General features: G+C 61.4%; 16 protein-coding genes. 11 read left to right on the forward strand and 5 right to left on the reverse strand.

The annotated features are described in order from the left end of the window. The first annotated feature begins 87 nt into the window (after positions 1 to 87). The 4 genes from N911_RS0105630 (at position 88) to N911_RS0105645 (ending at position 5,032) form a co-directional block, all read left to right on the forward strand. Positions 88 to 1,836 (forward strand): hypothetical protein, encoded by a 1,749-nt coding sequence (locus N911_RS0105630; protein ID WP_029895182.1) that lies wholly within the window; start codon positions 88 to 90, stop codon positions 1,834 to 1,836. 66 nt (positions 1,837 to 1,902) lie between these two features. After that, positions 1,903 to 2,988 carry a glycine cleavage system aminomethyltransferase GcvT gene (gcvT, locus tag N911_RS0105635; RefSeq protein WP_029895183.1) on the forward strand — a complete coding sequence of 362 codons (1,086 nt, stop codon included), beginning with the start codon at positions 1,903 to 1,905 and terminating at the stop codon, positions 2,986 to 2,988. Then, the gene (locus tag N911_RS0105640) at positions 2,988 to 3,764 is read left to right on the forward strand and encodes an RsmE family RNA methyltransferase (RefSeq protein WP_051693943.1); all 777 of its coding nucleotides are present in this window, start codon (positions 2,988 to 2,990) and stop codon (positions 3,762 to 3,764) included. The genes gcvT and N911_RS0105640 overlap by 1 nt, the downstream gene beginning before the upstream one ends. Further along, the gene (locus N911_RS0105645; RefSeq protein WP_035104388.1) at positions 3,761 to 5,032 is read left to right on the forward strand and encodes a replication-associated recombination protein A; all 1,272 of its coding nucleotides are present in this window, start codon (positions 3,761 to 3,763) and stop codon (positions 5,030 to 5,032) included. Before N911_RS0105640 ends, N911_RS0105645 begins: the two co-directional genes overlap by 4 nt. A gap of 9 nt (positions 5,033 to 5,041) precedes the next feature. Here N911_RS0105645 and N911_RS0105650 read toward each other — a convergent pair whose 3' ends face one another. The 3 genes from N911_RS0105650 to N911_RS0105660 are packed head-to-tail and all read right to left on the reverse strand — an operon-like array spanning position 5,042 to position 8,470. Then, complete coding sequence (locus N911_RS0105650) at positions 5,042 to 5,959, reverse strand: exopolyphosphatase (RefSeq protein ID WP_029895189.1); 918 nt, start codon at positions 5,957 to 5,959, stop codon at positions 5,042 to 5,044. A gap of 16 nt (positions 5,960 to 5,975) precedes the next feature. After that, positions 5,976 to 7,244 carry a CgeB family protein gene (locus N911_RS0105655; protein ID WP_029895191.1) on the reverse strand — a complete coding sequence of 423 codons (1,269 nt, stop codon included), beginning with the start codon at positions 7,242 to 7,244 and terminating at the stop codon, positions 5,976 to 5,978. Then, positions 7,241 to 8,470, reverse strand: coding sequence for a glycosyltransferase family 9 protein (locus tag N911_RS0105660; RefSeq protein ID WP_029895192.1), 1,230 nt, complete (start codon positions 8,468 to 8,470; stop codon positions 7,241 to 7,243). The genes N911_RS0105655 and N911_RS0105660 overlap by 4 nt, the downstream gene beginning before the upstream one ends. A gap of 113 nt (positions 8,471 to 8,583) precedes the next feature. Between N911_RS0105660 and N911_RS0105665 the strand changes: the two genes are divergently transcribed. From N911_RS0105665 to purU, 7 genes are all read left to right on the forward strand, one after another. Then, entirely contained in the window at positions 8,584 to 9,261 is a 678-nt protein-coding gene (locus tag N911_RS0105665; RefSeq protein ID WP_029895193.1) for a precorrin-2 dehydrogenase/sirohydrochlorin ferrochelatase family protein, read from the forward strand. Continuing rightward, complete coding sequence (gene ccsA, locus N911_RS0105670) at positions 9,248 to 10,075, forward strand: cytochrome c biogenesis protein CcsA (RefSeq protein ID WP_029895195.1); 828 nt, start codon at positions 9,248 to 9,250, stop codon at positions 10,073 to 10,075. Before N911_RS0105665 ends, ccsA begins: the two co-directional genes overlap by 14 nt. Next, entirely contained in the window at positions 10,072 to 11,412 is a 1,341-nt protein-coding gene (hemA, locus tag N911_RS0105675) for a glutamyl-tRNA reductase (RefSeq protein ID WP_029895197.1), read from the forward strand. Before ccsA ends, hemA begins: the two co-directional genes overlap by 4 nt. 3 nt (positions 11,413 to 11,415) lie before the next feature. Then, positions 11,416 to 11,748, forward strand: coding sequence for a hypothetical protein (locus tag N911_RS0105680; RefSeq protein WP_029895199.1), 333 nt, complete (start codon positions 11,416 to 11,418; stop codon positions 11,746 to 11,748). Then, positions 11,748 to 12,776, forward strand: a complete 1,029-nt coding sequence (gene tilS, locus N911_RS0105685; RefSeq protein ID WP_035104394.1) for a tRNA lysidine(34) synthetase TilS — start codon at positions 11,748 to 11,750, stop codon at positions 12,774 to 12,776. The genes N911_RS0105680 and tilS overlap by 1 nt, the downstream gene beginning before the upstream one ends. A gap of 89 nt (positions 12,777 to 12,865) precedes the next feature. Next, positions 12,866 to 13,537, forward strand: a complete 672-nt coding sequence (locus N911_RS0105690) for an adenylate kinase (protein WP_029895203.1) — start codon at positions 12,866 to 12,868, stop codon at positions 13,535 to 13,537. A gap of 58 nt (positions 13,538 to 13,595) precedes the next feature. Beyond that, complete coding sequence (gene purU / locus N911_RS0105695; protein WP_029895206.1) at positions 13,596 to 14,453, forward strand: formyltetrahydrofolate deformylase; 858 nt, start codon at positions 13,596 to 13,598, stop codon at positions 14,451 to 14,453. A gap of 57 nt (positions 14,454 to 14,510) precedes the next feature. On the opposite strand, the gene N911_RS0105700 is transcribed toward purU, so the two are convergent. Beyond that, positions 14,511 to 15,962 (reverse strand): TrkH family potassium uptake protein, encoded by a 1,452-nt coding sequence (locus N911_RS0105700; protein WP_029895208.1) that lies wholly within the window; start codon positions 15,960 to 15,962, stop codon positions 14,511 to 14,513. Beyond that, the gene (gene trkA, locus N911_RS0105705) at positions 15,963 to 17,327 is read right to left on the reverse strand and encodes a Trk system potassium transporter TrkA (RefSeq protein WP_029895210.1); all 1,365 of its coding nucleotides are present in this window, start codon (positions 17,325 to 17,327) and stop codon (positions 15,963 to 15,965) included. Between the last annotated feature and the right edge of the window lie 133 nt (positions 17,328 to 17,460).

Consider the following 17,460-nt stretch of genomic DNA (forward strand, 5'->3'; position numbering starts at 1 on the left):
CACGGGGGTTTTGCGGCCAACGTCTTTGACATTCCGCACCGTTCGATGTAAAAAAATGTACTTTATCCTAATTTGCGCAGAGTGGACATGCCCTTTTCCTGGGAAAACGCATTCACGGAAATACCCGGCCTCAAGTGGACGTCGCCCACAGAACTCTCCACCGTCCGCAATATCACCACCATTGGCCGCCTAAAAACATTTCTCGATCGTATCCACATCAGGCACTGCCTGCTCAAGCCGTATTTCGAGACCGAAGACTACCCACTGGTCGATCCCAGGTCGCTCCTGCCTTCCTTCGAGCCAGAGCTATTCGAGTACAAGGAGCTTCCGGGCTACCTGCTGGTGGCCTTCGAACGCCCCATAAATTCCTTCGAGGAGATCTTCCAGTTCGACCGTCTCCACAACATCATGGACGACACCCAGGGCGGAGCCAGCGACAGTTGCCCGCTGGAAAACACCGTGGCCGATCACAACCTGGCCACCATACGTTCCCGCCTGCCCAAAAAACTGCAGGAGCCCTTTCTGGAGCGCTTCAGCGGCCGCGACATCTCCTACTTGGAAAATTATCCAGCCATGCTGGACTTTCTTCTGGAGATGGACCGCGCCCACGTGCTTTCCACCGATCCCAACGGGGAATTCTACCTCTCAGGCATCTACGGGTCGCTGCCAGCCGACCTGGACGCCGAAATCAAGCGCTTCGGCCTGCGTTTGGGCAAATTTTCCCCGGGCGACAACTGCCGGTACGAGCGCAACCGGTTGTTTGTCTACCAATTCCTCATGGAGTTGTACGGCTTCTCCATCGTTTCCGAACGGCGCACCGCGGCCGCCCTGTTCTCCCGCCGCCTGTTCCGCATGGGAGAACGTTTTCTCGTGCGGGTGCAGGGCCAGTCGGATCGGACCATCACCACGCTCTATTCCCACCCGGACGCCAAGAGCTACCCCCGGGCGGAGAAGATCGCCCTGGTGCGCGTTGAAGAAGACCAAAAAGAAGCCATTGAGCAGCTCTCCGAAGGCGGCTTCTTTGTTGACGAAAAAAACCGGGCCGTCCTTCTGCGGGCGGTCTACCGGCAGCACAAATTCAACCCCAAGAACGTACGCCAGGACCGCGCCCTCTCCGTGTTGCGGCAGGAGATCATTCATCCGGTCACGGGCGAGGTGCGTCAGGACATCAACATTCTCAAGGACACCTACAACATGATCCTGCGACTTACGGACATTGTGCGCGGGGAGTACTCCGGCTCGGTGACGTTCAAGCGGCAGGAGGTGGTGCACAACACGGAAACCGCGGAAAAAAGGCTGAAGTTCCTCTATACGTGGCTTTCCAAGCACCAGCGCCGCATTATCGGGTATTCGGACGAGTTCTACGCCAAGGTTATTAAGGTTTTGGATTCCTATCTCCTCTCCCCGGAGAATTTCGAATCCTTCAACACCCTGCGCGACCTCTACCAGGATGTCTGGCGGCGCTACAGCTACATCCAGCAGGCCCGCAAGGTGAAGGTTCTGGAGGACCTCCTTGAGCGGCGCTACAAAGGACGGAAAATCGGGTACCTTGACCAATTCTCCCTAATGAACGAGATTCTGGGCGACCTGAAATTCGAGATCGTCAACTACTTCGATGAATTGGTGAAGAATGTCCTGGACATCGGAGAACAGGCTTTGGCGGACAGCTACGTCATCCGCCGCTACGTCAAGCCCCCTGTTGACGATCTCAGCGATTACGGCCGCAAGGTCCGTAGACAATATGGCCGACTGGTGGCGCTTCTGGACGAGTTCTCCTCAATCCGCAAAACGCGCCAGGAACGTAGTGGCGTGTTGCCGATTTCAGCCCCCCTCTGAGTTCCATTGCCCCCGGGCAGCATTTGGCCCATACTTCCCACTTGCCTGTTAACCAAAGGAGCACGAATGGCCGCCTTGAAACGCACTCCGCTGGCCACCTGGCACACTGAAAACGGTGCCAGGATGGTCGATTTCGCGGGCTGGGAAATGCCCGTGCAGTATGAAGGCATAATCAAGGAGCACAACCATACCCGCTCCCAGGCCTCCCTGTTCGACATCAGCCATATGGGTGAGTTCCTGGTTTCCGGTTCCGGTAGCCTGGACGCCCTGGACAACGTCGTCACCCAGAATCTCTCCACCCTGGGCGTGGGCAAGTGCCGATACGGCTTCATGCTCAACGAACGAGGCGGCGTCATCGACGACCTCATCCTCTACCGCCTGGAGGACCAGGAGTTTATGCTGGTGGTCAACGGGGCCCGGGAAGACATCGATTACACCTGGATTTCCAGACACCTGCCCGAAGGGGTGCAGTTAAAGAACGTTTCCGGCGAAACCGCCAAGATCGACTTGCAGGGCCCCCGCGCACTTGAAGCCCTTGAGGCCGGCCTGGGTGGTTCCTGGGGATTCCTGAAGTATTTCAACTTCACCAAGGCGGAGTTCGAGGGATCTTCCATGCTTGTCTCCCGCACCGGCTATACAGGGGAACTGGGCTACGAGTTGTACCTCCCCTGGAATCTGGCCCCGGCACTTTGGGAGCGGTTGGCCGCTGTGGATTTTGTTAAGCCGGCCGGGCTCGGAGCTCGGGACACACTCCGCCTGGAGTTGGGATATCCCCTGTACGGCCAGGACATTGACGAAGAGCACACACCCATCGAGGCCGGGTTCGGATTCCTCATGAACAAGGAGGCCGACTTCATTGGCAAGAAGGGGTTGGATACGGTCAAGGAAAAACTGGTCCCTCTGACTATCGAGGGGCGGCGCAGCGCCAGGACCGGTGATGAGGTCCGTAAAGCCAGCGGAGCGCCTGTGGGGCACGTCACTTCCGGCGCGTTTTCCCCCAGCCTGGGCCACGCCATCGCCCTGGCCTACGTGGAGGCCTCCCAGGCTGACAACGCCGCCTTCGCGGTGGCCACGGCCCGCACAGAACTTGACGCCAAGCGCACCGAACTGCCCTTCTACAAGGAGGGCACGGCCAGAACCAAGACGGGGTAATGCCGCCGCGTTTCCATCTTCCGCCCGAGCACTGGCGGGATCCATATGTCCTGCCGGATTCCGAGGCGCGGCACCTGACCAAGGCGCTGCGCCTCGGGCCGGGCGACGTGGTCGAACTGTTCGACGGCCATGGCCGCCAAGGCCGTTTTTCAGTTTCCAAGGTGAGTAAAAACGAGGTTTCCCTCGACCTCATCGGAGTGGAGACCGTCCCCCGGCCGCCGCTGCGCACCACCCTGGCCTGCGGCTGGACCAAATCCTCGCGCCGCGGATGGCTGCTGGAAAAGGCGGTGGAATTACGCGCGGACCGGGTGGTTTTCTGGCAGGGACGGCGCAGCCAGGGACCAGTTCCTCCCGGTCCCAAGGCCACGTGGCTGGACAAGGCCGTGGCTGCGGCCAAACAATGCGGCAATCCGTGGCTCCCCCGAATCGAGACACTCTCCGGAGGCTCCGCCGAGGCCGCTGGATTGGCTGGCGAAGCCGATCAGAGCTTTGTGTTGTGGGAAGAAGCCAAACAAAAAGACCTGTTTGATCCCCTTCCCCAGCCCGGAAGCCTTCTTCTGGTGGTGGGTCCCGAGGGCGGACTGGATCAAGAGGAGGCGCAGACCTTCATGGACTCTGGGCTACTGCCCGTCAGCCTTGGACCGAGCGTCCTGCGTTTCGAGACTGCCGCGATCCTGGCTCTGGGAATGGGGCACATGGCCTGCGCCAAGCTGGAAACGACCATGACCGCCGCCCCTGCGGCGGACACCCGAGAGCTGCAAAAGGACCAGGGATGAAAATCGAACTGGAACGCAACGCGCCTCTTCCCGAACGCATTCGCCCGGCCAGCCTCGAAGAGTTCATCGGGCAGCGTCATTTGCGCGACCGCATCCAGGCCCTTTCCACGGCCAAAGACCTTCCATCCCTGCTCTTCTTCGGCCCGCCGGGGTCTGGAAAGTCCACCCTGGCACTACTTCTGGCCCGCAAGACCGGCAAGCCGTTCAAGCGCCTTTCAGCGCCCGAGACCGGACTGTCCGCCCTGCGCAAGGAGATCAAAGGCGTCGGGGTGCTCATCCTGGACGAATTGCACCGTTATTCCAAAGCGCAGCAGGACTTCTTCCTTCCCTTGCTTGAAACCGGGGAACTGACGCTGATTGCCACAACCACGGAAAACCCTTCGTTTTCCGTGACCCGGCAGTTGCTGTCCCGGTTGCACGTGCTCAAACTCCGCGCGCTGGATCAGGATGAACTACGGGAAGTCGCCGCCCGGGGCGCGGACGAGTTGGGGATGGAGCTTCCCGGCGACTCGCTCGCCTACTTGGCGGCCATGTCCGGCGGAGACGCCCGGACACTTCTCAACCTGGTGGAGTACGTGGCCCGGTTGCCGGAGGAAAAGCGCGGAGCCAAGGCTCTGGAAACCACCCTGCCGGAGATGGTGGTACGCGGGGATCGTGGCGGCGACAGCCATTACGAACTGGCCTCGGCCATGATCAAATCCATCCGCGGCTCCGATCCGGACGCCGCCCTCTACTACCTGGGCTGTATGCTGGAATCGGGCGAAGATCCCCGCTTCATCACCCGCCGCCTTATTCTTTCCGCCTCGGAGGACGTGGGACTGGCCGACCCCAACGCATTACCCATGGCGGTCAGCTGCCAGCAAGCCGTGGAATTCGTGGGCATGCCCGAAGGGTTCATCCCCTTGGCCGAGACAGTGGTCTACCTCGCCCTAGCGCCCAAGAGCAATTCGACGTATGCCGCCTACAGGCTGGTGCAGCAGCAGATTCGCTCGGAAGGCCCCAGACCGGTCCCACTGCATTTGCGCAACGCGTCCACCAAGCTGCAGAAGGACTGGGGATACGGCCGGGGCTACAAGTATCCCCACGCCTATCCCGAAGGATGGGTGGACCAGGAGTACTTGCCCCAGGAACTGACCGGCAGGACTTTCTACCAGCCCAAGGAACAAGGCTTGGAGCCAAAAATCAACGCCTGGTACAACGCCATTCGCAAAAAACGCGAACGTCGTGGTGGGGAACGTCCCGCAAAAGACAAGGATCGCAAGTCCTGATTCGCTGGATCAGGCGCAGCCGCTCAGTTCTCTGATCAACTCTCCTTTCACCCGTTCAGCCTCTTCCGCCGCCACCTGGCAGGTTCCCACCTGCCGGTGTCCTCCCCCTCCGAAGCCCTGCATTATCCGCCCGATGTCCGCTCCGCACCCCGGAGCGATTATGCTGTGCCCGGCGGTGAAAACGACATTTTGCCTCCCCCTGCCCCACATGGCCTGCATGGACACCGTGCACTCGGGGAACAAGGCGTAGACAGCGAAGCGATTGCCGGAATAGATGGTCTCCACGTCCCGCAGGTCCGTGATGACGAGGTTGCCTTCGCGGCGGCTGTTCTCGAGCAGCATTGCCTGGTGGCGCTTCTCCTGGCTGAAGTAGCGTTTCGTCCTCTCTGCCACGTCGGGCTGGGCCAGGATTTCCCCGATATCCATAGACCGGCACCAGTCCACCAGGGACATCATGAGATCGTAGTTGGAGACGCGGTAGTCGTGAAAACGACCCAGTCCGGTGCGCGGGTCGGTGATGAAGTTGAGCAGCACCCAGCCGGTGGGCGATGCGATGTGCTCCCGGGCGAGATCGCCCGAATCGCAGCGATCCACCCAATACATCATATCCTCGAAACGGTGGGGGAACGTCTCATGACCGCCGTAGTAATCCCAGATGACCCGGGCGCAGCTCGGCTCGTCGCGGCTGGCTCCGACGAATTGGAGATCGCGGCGCAATCGCTCCCGTTCGCTGGAGTGGTGGTCGAACCACATGCCGCACCCCGGCGCGTAGGGCACGTTGGCCAGGATATCGTTGGCCGTGACCTCAACGCTTCCGTCCTGCACGTCCTTGGGATGGACGAAACGCCACTCGTCCATGATCCCCGCTTCCTTGAGCAAAACCGCGCAGACCAGTCCGTCGAAGTCGGAACGGGTGAGCAGCCGCATGGTCCATCTCCGCGAGTCAATCCAGGCCGTACTGCTTCCGCCATTCGTCCAAAAAGAGGATGGCCGTGTCCAGGGGGGATAATTCGCCCTGGCGATTACGCACGGCCCAGACCAAGTCGGCGAAGGAGACACTCCGGGAAAGGCCAAGGCTGTCCAGCAGACCGGCAAGCTCCCCGGCCAGTTCATCCGGCAGTTCGTCCCGGGCGGCGTGGTCAGTGGATAGAGCCGGCCAGCCGGGCAGAACACGCTCGCAGAACGACAGCAAGTCGGCCATGCGGTGTTCGTAGGAGTGTTCGGTCAGTACCCGTTCCCGGGCGCGTTGGGCCATTGCCCGGCGTTCGTCCTCATGACGCAGGTAATAATCGATTTTTTTCCGAAGCTCGTCGAAATCACCGAACCTCGCCACTTCGTCAGCAGCGAAGGCTTCATCCAGGAGGCTTCTCTGGTCCACAAGCTGAAAAGCCCCGCAGGAAGCCAGCTCAAATGTGCGCGGATTGACGAAATCCCCGCCGGAAACCAAGCGGTCCGCCTTGATGGATGAATGGAGATTGAGGTTGATGGCCGAGGCGTTGAAAATCTTCACGCATTCTTCGGAGGATACGCGTCTGCCCCCGAGCTGCACCGCCTTCTCCAGAACCGGATCCCCATCCCACTCGGTTCCGAAAATGCGCAGATCGTGCCCCAGAAGACGGCGAAAGGCGGCTCTGCGATTAGGGTATCCCGCTCCCATGAACGTCACATCACCGCCCCATTTACGGCGCTCGGGCGGCGACAACTCCATGGGACAATGGAATTCGGGATCGGCGGCCAGAGGCAGGTAGACCACGTTTTCCTGGCCGACTTTGCGAAGCTCCGAGAAAAACGGTTCCTTCTGGATGACCGCGAATACGTCGTAAAACGGGGCGTAAGCCTGCCAGTAGGTGAAAAGGCGGAAATCCTCCACGAACCACATGGCCGTGGCCACACGGTCGCGGCGCAGCCGCTTGAGGGCTTGGCGGGAAAGCGGGGCCTGGGCCATGGCCAGCACCAGGTCGGGAGCGAAGGACTCCACTTTGGCCAGCACGGCCTGGGAAACGACCTGTTGCAGGTAGGAGTTCTGCAAGTGCTCCGCTCGCTGTTCGCCCACCTTGAGGTTGCGCAGGGCCTCGTAGGTTGGGTGGAAATCCGGCCCCTCGAAGGTTTCCACCACATGCCCAATGCGCGACAGGGCATCGCGGCAGAATCGGCCCACAGGCAGGGAGCCGCCGTACAGGGGCAGGATAAGTAAAATACGCAACCGTCTCACAGGCGCTCCTCGCTGAATTGGGGCGGCAGAGCCATCCAGTCCCGTTCCATGTAGAACCGCTGAGCCACCTCCGGAGCCGGAGTCGGGGCCACTCCCAGGTGAAAAGAAAGAAATCTCCGGAAAGCGGCACGTTCCTTGGCCCAAAGGGCTTCACCGGCCATGGGCTCGTAGTCCGCGCCCAACCGGTCCAGGCTGCTGGCCAGAATCGACACCCCCCGCACCTCCTGGGAACGCCCGCTGAGCGCCTTGAGGAAGTCATGGGAAGCGAAGGGTTCAAGACAACGCACCCCTTCGTGACAAGGGGCGTTTTCAAGGCATGGAGCGCATTCGGTCCCAGCCTGCCAGACCCGGTGTCCAGTTCCGTACGGACCGGTTTCCCATGCCCAGGCCGATGACAGGAAAACGGCCTCAACAGGCACGCCGAGATGCGCGGCCAGGTGCATGGTCCCTGTGTCCGGGGTGAGCAAGGCGTCCAGCCCGCTCAGGATGTCAAAAAGCCCGGCCCAGTCGGTCCGTCCGGCCATGTTATGGCATTTTTCCCTGACGTTCGGTGGCAAAAGGGATCGCAATTCAGTCCCGGCGCGCGCTTCGGAGGCCGTTCCCAACAGGAAGAGTTCCCCCCTGCCTCTGGCCTGCCACAACGCCGCCGAGGATCGGGCCAGAATTTCCGGTGGGAGGGAGCGCCGTTGGTTGCGCCCGGCCAACACCACCCCAACGCCGCCGCCACCGGGTTCCGCGCGCGGGTTGACCGATTCGGGCGCGACCGGCTCCTTGGCCAGATGCGCCCAGAGATCGATGAGATTGACCGCCGAAGGTCCCCGGCGGCGGGTCCAGCGAAATGCCAATTCCAACAGCCGGTCCTTGTCGCGCTGTCCGGAACGGTTGCGGTACCCGCGCACCCTCTTTTCGGGGAACATCCTGGCCAGGGAGAAATTGAGCCCGGAATAATTGAGGTTGTAAACCTCGCTGAAATCCAGTTGGGACAACTCGCGCAAAACGGGCAGATTTTCCATGGCTGTGAAGCCCGGGCCGCCTCCTCCGGCGTTCGTGCCGTGGGCGCGTATTGCCTGGATACAAGCTTTGGGATAGATGAGCCGTGCCAGTTCCGCCAGCGATCGGTCCACCAGAATGTGGACCTCCGCGCGGGCGGCCAGGGTGAGGTACAGCCTCTTGCACTGGACGAGGTCGCCGAAGCGGGCGAGCTGGATGATGAGAACGCGCTGCACGGACGGGGGATTCGATGTTGACGTTTTCCCCCAGACTACGTGAATCGAGGACAAGCGGCAAGGAACTCCGGTGATTTACGCTTTCCACGCCTTTTGCTAGGATGCTTCGCCTTATGGGATACTACCCTGTTTTCTTGGACTTGACTGGCAGGACATGCCTCGTGGTCGGCGCGGGCAGCGTGGGACGGCGCAAAATCGCCGGTCTTGTCGACCGCGAGCCGACCGAGGTGCTGGTGGTCGATCCCGCCGGCCCCGGCGGGGACATGGACGAACTGCTCTCGCGGCCGGAAGTCCGCTTTGAAAAACGCCCCTTCCGGGACGAGGACCTCGAGGGCCGCTTTCTGGTCATCGCTTCCACGGACAACGAGGAACTGAACTGGCGCATTTCCGACATCTGCCGGGAGCGCGGCATCCTCTGCAACATCGTGGACCAGCCGGAAAAGTGCAGCTTCATCGTTCCGGCCATCATCCGCCAGGGCGACCTGACACTGGCCGTGTCCACAGGTGGAGCGAGCCCGGCGCTGGCCAAAAAACTCAAACGGGAGCTTGAGGAGTACATCGGCCCCCACTACGGCTCCTTCCTCATGCTCATGGCCCGGCTCCGTCCACTGGTCATCGGGCTGGACAAAGGCACGGAGCACAACACGGCAGTTTTCAAGCGGCTCGTCGCGTCCGACCTCATGGAAGCGGTTGCCGCCCGTGACGAGGAGCGCGCCAGGGTCATCCTGGCCGAAAACCTCCCCGAGGAACTGGCCGAGGAAACCGCTGAGTTGACCCATGGACTTTTCTAGCTTCATTCACTGGCTCGTCCTTGGGCTGTACGCCGCGGCCACGGTCTGCATCCTGGCGGGCACCCTGCACGGCCGATCCAGCATCAAGAGCCTCGGAGCCTGGCTGACTGCCGGCGGCTTTGTTCTGCATGCTCTGCACTTGGTATTGCTGGTCGTCGTGGGGAAGGCCATCAACGCCCCCTTCTTCTTTAGCCTCTTTTCCTGGTCGCTGCTGCTGGTTTTCGCCCTGCTTTGGAGGAAGCTGCGAATCGGCTTCCTGGGGATGGCGGCCACTCCGCTGGCCCTTCTGATTTACACGGCCTCCTTCGCCTTCACCAATCTCAAGGTCGAAGTACCCAAGGAATACGCCACGGCGTTCTGGGGCCTGCACATCGGTTCTCTGTATATTTCCATGGGTTTACTGGCCATGGCCTTTGGCGCCGGGCTGGCCTTCATCTACATGGATTCCTCCATCAAGCGGAAGCAAAAAATGAACGGCATCCGCAAGGAAATGCCGTCCTTGAGCACGTTCGACGCCGTGAACAGAGCCACGGCCATGATCGGCTTTCCCCTGTACACGCTAGGCTTGTTCAGCGGGTTCGTCTGGTCCGGCCTGACACGCGGCATGGTCTTCACGGGACATCCGCGCGAAGTGGCAGCCCTGCTCTCCTGGCTCTTCTTCGCCTTTTTCTTCCATCAGCGTCTGGCCCAAGGGCTGCAAGGCCGCCGCCCGGCTCGCCTGGCCATTTGGCTCTTCATTTTCACCATGGCCTCCATGCTGGCCATCAACCTGTTGTGGCCCACCCACCACAGCCTCGTACAGACTCAATCGTGAAGCAGGATATCGTTCTCATCGGCCTCAACCACAAGACCGCGGAGGTGGAGGTACGGGAGCGCTTCGCCCTGAGCGGTGTTCAAGAGATTGAACGGCGGCTTGTGGGCGGACCCGTGCGCGAAGCCTTGGTGCTGTCCACATGCAACCGGGTGGAAATCCTGGTTGTCGGTGAACCCGACGCCGAGGAAAAGGCTCTGGCGACATGGGCCGAGACCTGTGACGCCTCCCCCGATGATCTCCGGTCCCATGTTTACATTCACCGCGATCTCGAGGCCGTTTCCCACGTATTTTCCGTGGCTGCCAGCCTCGACTCCATGGTGGTGGGCGAACCCCAAATCCTGGGGCAACTCAAAGATTCCTACCGCGCCGCCGTGGAAACCGGCTCGGCGCGGGTGGTCATCAACCGGCTTTTGCACAAATCATTCTTCGCCGCCAAGCGGGTCCGCAACGAGACCCAGGTCGCCTCCTCGGCCGTGTCCATCAGCTACGCCGCGGTGGAACTGGCCAAGAAAATCTTCGGCGAACTGAAGGGCAAGCGGGCCATGCTCATCGGGGCGGGTGAAATGGCCGAGTTGGCCGCCCAGCACATGCTGCGCTCCGGTGTGGAACACATCACCGTGGTCAACCGCACCCTGGCCCGGGCCGAGGAACTGGCCGCCCGCTTCCAGGGCGCGCCCGCGCCCATCGAGGACCTCTACGACATGCTGCCCCAGGCGGACATCGTGGTCACATCCACCGGCAGCCCAACGGCCGTAGTCACAGCCAAGGAAATGCGCCCGGTACTCAAGAAACGGCGCAACAGCCCCATGTTTTTCATCGACATTGCAGTGCCCCGCGACGTGGATCCGGACGTGAACATGCTAGACAACGTCTATCTCTACGACATCGACGACCTCAAGGAGGTGGTCGAGGAGAACATGGCCTCGCGGCGCGAGGAGGCGGACCGGGCGCGCGAAATCATCGAGCAGGAGACTACGATCTTCGCGGACTGGCTTCGCTCGCTGGATTTGCATCCCACCATCCGCGACCTCATGGAATCCGGCGAGGATCTGGCCCTGCGCGAGTTGAGCAAAACGCTGCGCCGCCTTGGGCCCAAGAGCGAGGAGGAACGCGAGGCCCTGGAGACCCTGGTTCTCTCGGTGGCCCGCAAGCTCTACCACGAGCCGGTGCGGTTTTTGAAACGCCGGGCCATGGAGGAAGGCGCGGCCGAGCGCTTCATCGACCTGGCCAGGCGGATGTTCAACCTCGACGACGAGGAACCGCCCGAGGACGCCCACGCCGACCGCAAGCGGCATGGACAGGACACCGGCCACACAAAATCAGGCAATTGCGAGTAAACCATGCGCTATTACGTTATCGATGAGTTGGCCCAGGAAGACGTCGCCAAGGTCTGCAAGGCCATGGACAAGCGCGACATGCAAGGGGCTATCGCCGACATCTACTATCTGCATCCACCTGCCGAACTCCTGGACGAGGAACAGACCGAGCACCAGGGCTGCGGGCCGCATGTCATGGTGCTGGAAGTGGAGGAAGGCGAACTGCGCCTTGAGCTGATGGTGCGCGGTCGCGGACGCATGCGCTGCTCCTGTGTCCGCTACGCCTCCCCCGAGCAGCGGCAATGGGCCATGGATTACCTGGACCGCTTCATCAGGGAACAGGACATCTCGGTCTGATGCCCCCCCCGCGCTCCCTCCAGGACCTGCCGCCCAAGGCGGCGCATTACTGCCTGGGCGTGGAGCGCTTCATCAGGGACGAATTGCGAGCCGACCTCTCCGGGGCTCGCGTCCTGGTCGCCTTCTCCGGCGGCCTGGATTCAACCGCCCTGCTCCTGTCCATGCGTTATCTGGCCGGCAGGCTAGACCTTGATTTACGGGCGGCCCATCTGGACCACGGCTTGCGGTCGGAGTCAGCGGCCCAAGCGGAAGCCTGCGCCGCTTTCTGCGAGAAGCACAGCGTTTCGCTGTACAGACACCGCCTGGAACTCGATCCGACCTCGAAGGGCCTCGAGGAACGCGCTCGTTCAGCGCGGTACACCTTTCTCGAGAAAGTCCGGGAAGAAACCGGGGCCTCCTGGATTCTCACCGCCCACCAGGCCGACGACCTGGTTGAGGACGTGTTGCTGCGCCTGGTGCGCGGCACGGGATGGCCCGAGTTAGGCGGCATGCCCGGCCGCGACGAGAAGCGGCGCTTGCTTCGCCCTCTTCTGGCTTCCCCCAGGCGCGACCTTCAAGTCTTTCTTGAACAAATCGATGCGAATTGGCTTGAGGACACCTCGAACGTTAGTCTCGAACATCGTCGCAACCGGTTTCGCCATCAGGTAGTCCCACTCCTTGAGAAGGAAAATCCCAACCTTTCCGAAGCCGTGCACAGGCTGTGGAGCTTGGCGAGATGGGACGAGGACTTCTGGCGGGAAATGGGTGAGTCGGCTGTTCCCGCTAACAACCGTGACGGCTCAATCCTACTTGCCGCAGAGGAGTTGGCGGCCGCGCCGCGCGCCTTGCGGCTGCGGCGGTTCAAGGCGGCGCTGGAGGCTCTGGGACCCGGGCAGCCCCTGATGCGCAACCTCCTCAATCTCGACCAGGCTTTTCTGGAGCGTCGCACCGGCTCCACCATCCAGTTTCCCGGCGGTAAGATCGCCGAAGTCAAACGGCATGTCGTCTGCTTCAGCCGAACGCCGGATTCCGCTACGTACAATGACTGAAACGCCTCACACCTCCCCGGGCTCGTTGACAGGTTGCGGGCTGAGGGGTAGAGAGAACGGGCTTGTGAAAATTTCCACAGGAGGAGACGATGAACATACTCATCTTCGGACCCAACGGCAGCGGCAAAGGCACCCAGGGCTCCCTGGTCAAGCAGAAATACGATCTGGACCACATCGAGTCCGGCGCCATCTTCCGCAAGCACATCGGAGGCGGCACCGAACTCGGCAAGCAGGCCAAGGAGTACATCGACAAGGGTGAACTGGTGCCCGATGAGATCACCATCCCCATGGTGCTCGACGTGCTGCAGAACGCCAGCCCCAACGGCTGGCTCCTGGACGGCTTCCCCCGCTCCATCGAGCAGGCCAAGAAGCTCTGGGAGGCCCTGCAGGAAAAGGGCGAGAAGCTTGACTTCGTCATCGAGATCCTCCTGCCCCGCCAGACCGCCAAGAACCGCATTATGGGCCGCCGCCTCTGCGCCAACGACCCCAACCACCCCAACAACGTCTATATTCCGCCCATCAAGCCGGACGGCGACGTGTGCCGGGTATGCGGCGGCGAACTGACCGCCCGCTCCGACGACCAGGACGAGTGCGCAATCGACAAGCGCCACGACATCTACTACGACGACAAAACCGGTACCCTGGCTGGCGCCTACTTCTTCAAGGATATCTGCGCCCAGGGCAACTGCACCTACATTGAGTTGGAAGGCGACAGGCCCATCGACGAGATCAAGGACCAGCTGCTCGCCCAGTTGGACTAGGACTCCCCCAACCAAGCAATCTCAAGGGGAGGCTCCGGCCTCCCCTTTTTTTATCCCAATGAGCCAGGATACTACCGCCAGACTCTGCATCACCTGCCCCGACCGCCCAGGCATCGTGGCCGCCGTCACAGGTTTTCTTTTCAGCCACGGGGCCAACATCACCCAGCTGGACCAACATTCCACCGATCCGGAAGGTGGTGAGTTCCTCATGCGTCTGGAGTTCCAAACTCCGAAACTGGACATGGAACTGGCCAGCCTGCGTGAAGCTTTCCAGCGGGAAGTCGGAGAGCGCTTCGAGATGCGCTGGCGAATAAACCAGGCCGCCTGGCGCCGTCGGGTCATGTTGTTCGCCTCCGGCCATGACCACTGCCTGCTGGAACTGCTTTGGCGCTGGGCCAGCGGCGAGTTGCCATGCGAAGTGACCGGCGTCTGCTCCAACCACCCCACCCTGCGCGAGCCCGTGGAGCGCTTCGGCGTGCCTTACCATTATGTACCGGTGGGCGATGGCGGTATGCCCGAGGCGGAAGAACGTCTGCTCGAGCATGCCGCGGGCTGCGACATGCTGGTGCTGGCCCGCTACATGCGCATACTCGGCCGGAGCTTCATAGAGCGGCTGGGCGCGCCCATCATCAACATCCACCACTCCTTCCTACCCGCCTTCGCGGGAGCCGATCCGTACAGGCAGGCTTTCGAGCGCGGGGTGAAGATCATAGGCGCAACCGCCCACTACGTCACCGAGGAGCTGGATGCCGGACCAATCATCCACCAGGATACGGCCCAGGTGACGCATCGCCACTCGGTGGAGGACCTCAAGGACGTGGGCAGGGACCTGGAACGACAGGTGCTCGCCCGCTCCGTGCGCTGGCACCTGGAAGACCGCATCATCCGGCACGGCAACAAGACCGTGGTATTTTAGGACAACCTCTCTCTCACGATTTCGATACGCCGCGGAGAGACCGCGCCCGGTCTGGACTTACTTGCGCCAGAACTCGGGGATGAAGAGGATGATGATGGTGTAGATTTCCAGCCTTCCCAGCACCATCAGTAGAATCAGCACCCATTTGGCGAAATCCGACATGAATGCGTAATTATCCGTGGGTCCCACAAGGCCCACGCCGGGTCCGATGTTGCCGATGCAGGCCAAAGAAGCCGCGAAGGAGGACATGACGTCCACTCCGGTGGCGGCCACCGTCAACGCCCCCAGGGCAAAGAGCAGCAGCCAGAGGATGAAGAATCCCCAGATGCCCCGCGTCACATCGTCGGAGACCACCTTTCGCCCGAACTTGACGTGCAGAACGGCCCGGGGATGTATGAGACGCATGAGTTCCTTGTAGGACGACTTGACCAGCAGCATGAGCCGCATGACCTTCATGCCGCCACCGGTGGAGCCGGCCGACCCGCCCACAAACATGAGGAAAAGCAGGATGATCTGACACAGCGGCAGCCACAGCTCGTAGTCGGCCGTGGCGTATCCTGTGGTGGTCAGGATGGAGGCCACCTGGAAGGAGCCGAAGCGCAGGGAATCCCAGAACGAATCATATGTGTCCCCGTAGGTGCAGCTCACCATGATGACCAGGCAGGCCGCGAAGAGGCCCAGGAACGTGCGACATTCCGGGTCGCGCCATAAAGCCAGCGGTTTGCCCCGCAGCAAGCGGTAATGCAACGAGAAATTAATGCCCGCGAGCAGCATGAACAGGGTGATGACGTACTGGATGTAGGCGCTGTCGAACGCCGCGATGGATGCGTTGCGGGTGGAGAAGCCGCCCGTGGCCATGGTGCCGAAGGTGTGGCAAAGGGCGTCGAAAAGGCTCATGCCGCCGAGCAGAAGTAGTGCGGCTTCCAGGGCGGAAAAAAACAGATAGACCTTCCACAGGGTCAGCGCCGTGTCCTTGATACGCGGTTTGAGCTTGTCAGGGACCGGCCCCGGAACCTCGGCTCTGTAAAGCTGCATGCCGCCCACGCCGAGAAAAGGAAGAATGGCCAGGGACAGCACGATGATCCCCATGCCTCCCAGCCAATGGGTGAAACTGCGCCAAAAGAGCAGCCCCCTGGGCAACGCCTCGATATCCGTAAGGATGGAAGCTCCGGTGGTGGTGAAACCGGAGAATGATTCGAATACCGCGTCGGTTAGACTGGCGAACTCGCCGGAAAAAAGAAACGGCAAGGAGCCGAATGCCCCGGCGGCGAACCACCCCAGCCCGGTGATGATCATTCCTTCGCGGTGGCTCATGGCGGCCTGTTTGTTGGCCCCTCTGGTGCCAAGGAAGAGCAGCAGCCCGCTCCCAACGGTGATCGCCATGCTCTGTAGCAGGGGGTCCAGGTCTCCCTGCCCGTAATACAGGGAAAACAGCACCGGAAAGACCATGCATAGGCCGATGCTGATAACCAGCACCCCGATGAGGTGCAGGATGAATTTCCAGCGCACCTAGATGTACTCCAGCTTGACCATGAGCTGCCGCTCAACGTGGGTGACGTTTTTGCGCGTGGAGATGATGATGATGCGGTCCTCGGGGTGGATGACGAAGTCGCCCGTGGGAATAATGACTTCCTCGCCACGAAGTACGGCCAGGATCAGCGCGCCGCTTGGGAAGTCGATGTCTTTGATGGGACGGTCCACAATGTTCGACTTGTCCAAGGCCACAGCCTCCATGACCTCTGCCTCTTCGCCCTTAATGGACACGGTTGAGAGCACCTTGCCCCGGCGAATGGAGTGCAGGATGGAGTTGATGGCCGACAGCCGGGTGGAAACAATATGCTCCACGCCTATGGCCTGCACCAGGGGCATGTAGGGGAATTTGTTTACCCGGGCGATGGTCTTGCGGGTCCCCAAGGAGCGGGAGAGCAGGCAGGACAGTACGTTGGTCTCGTCGTCACCGGTAAGGGCTATGACCAGATCCATGGACTTGATGTTTTCCTCTTCCAGCAGCTCCTGGTCGGTTCCGTCGCCCAGGAGCACCACCGGCCGGTCCAGCTTGGCGGAGAGGTACTGGCTGCGCAGGGGGTCGGACTCTACGAGCTTGACGTTGTACTGCTTGCTGTCCAGGGCCTGGGCCAGCCGCAGTCCGATGTTGCCCCCCCCGATGATAAGGATGGCGCGCAGGGGCTTTGCGGGAAAGCCGAAACGCCGCAACACCTCGTTGCGGTGGTTCTTGTCACAGACGAAATAGAGCAGGTCACCGCCCTTGAGGGTGTCCGCGCCCGAGGGGATGATGAGCCGGTCGTCGCGGACGATGGCCCCGATGATGACGTTGACCTTGCCGAAGAAGTCGCGGAGATCGGTCAGACCGGTGCCCGCCAGGGGGGATTTCTCGTCAAGTTGAATCCCGAGAAGCTGAATGCGCCCCTCGGCGAATTCGTTCACTTCGCGCACCCCGGGGGTGTTGATCAGGTGCATGACGCTCCTGACTGTCTCCACCTCGGGGTTGATAACCATGTTGATGTTGAGAATATCCCTGGCCAGGGCCTTCTGGTAGTCGGTGTATTCCTCGTTGCGTATGCGGGCCACCTTGGTCAGGTGGGGGGCCAGGGAATTGGCAAAGAAGCAGGCGATAAGATTGGTTTCATCGGAGTCGGTCACGGCCAGGAGGATGTCCGCTCCCTTGATGCCGGCCTCCTCCAGGACCTTGGGGCTGGAGCCGGAGCCCTGGATGAACTGTACGTCCAGCTGTTCGCTAACGCGTTTGAGGGCTGACGCGTCGCGGTCGATGACCAGGACTTCCTTGTTCTCGCTGGAGAGCCTCTGCGCGATGTGGAAGCCCACCTCGCCGGCGCCGACAATGATGATGCGCACGCATCCCTCCCTTTTCGCCGGATGGCGATGTCAGTGCCCGGAAGGTCTAGCCAAAATCCCGGGGCAAGGCAAACGGCAAGCAGCCCAAAATGAAAACCCGCCCACAGCGCTTGAGCCGTGGGCGGGGAAGAAT

This window comes from Desulfohalovibrio reitneri, from assembly GCF_000711295.1.
GTDB classification, from domain to species: Bacteria; Desulfobacterota; Desulfovibrionia; order Desulfovibrionales; family Desulfovibrionaceae; genus Desulfohalovibrio; species Desulfohalovibrio reitneri.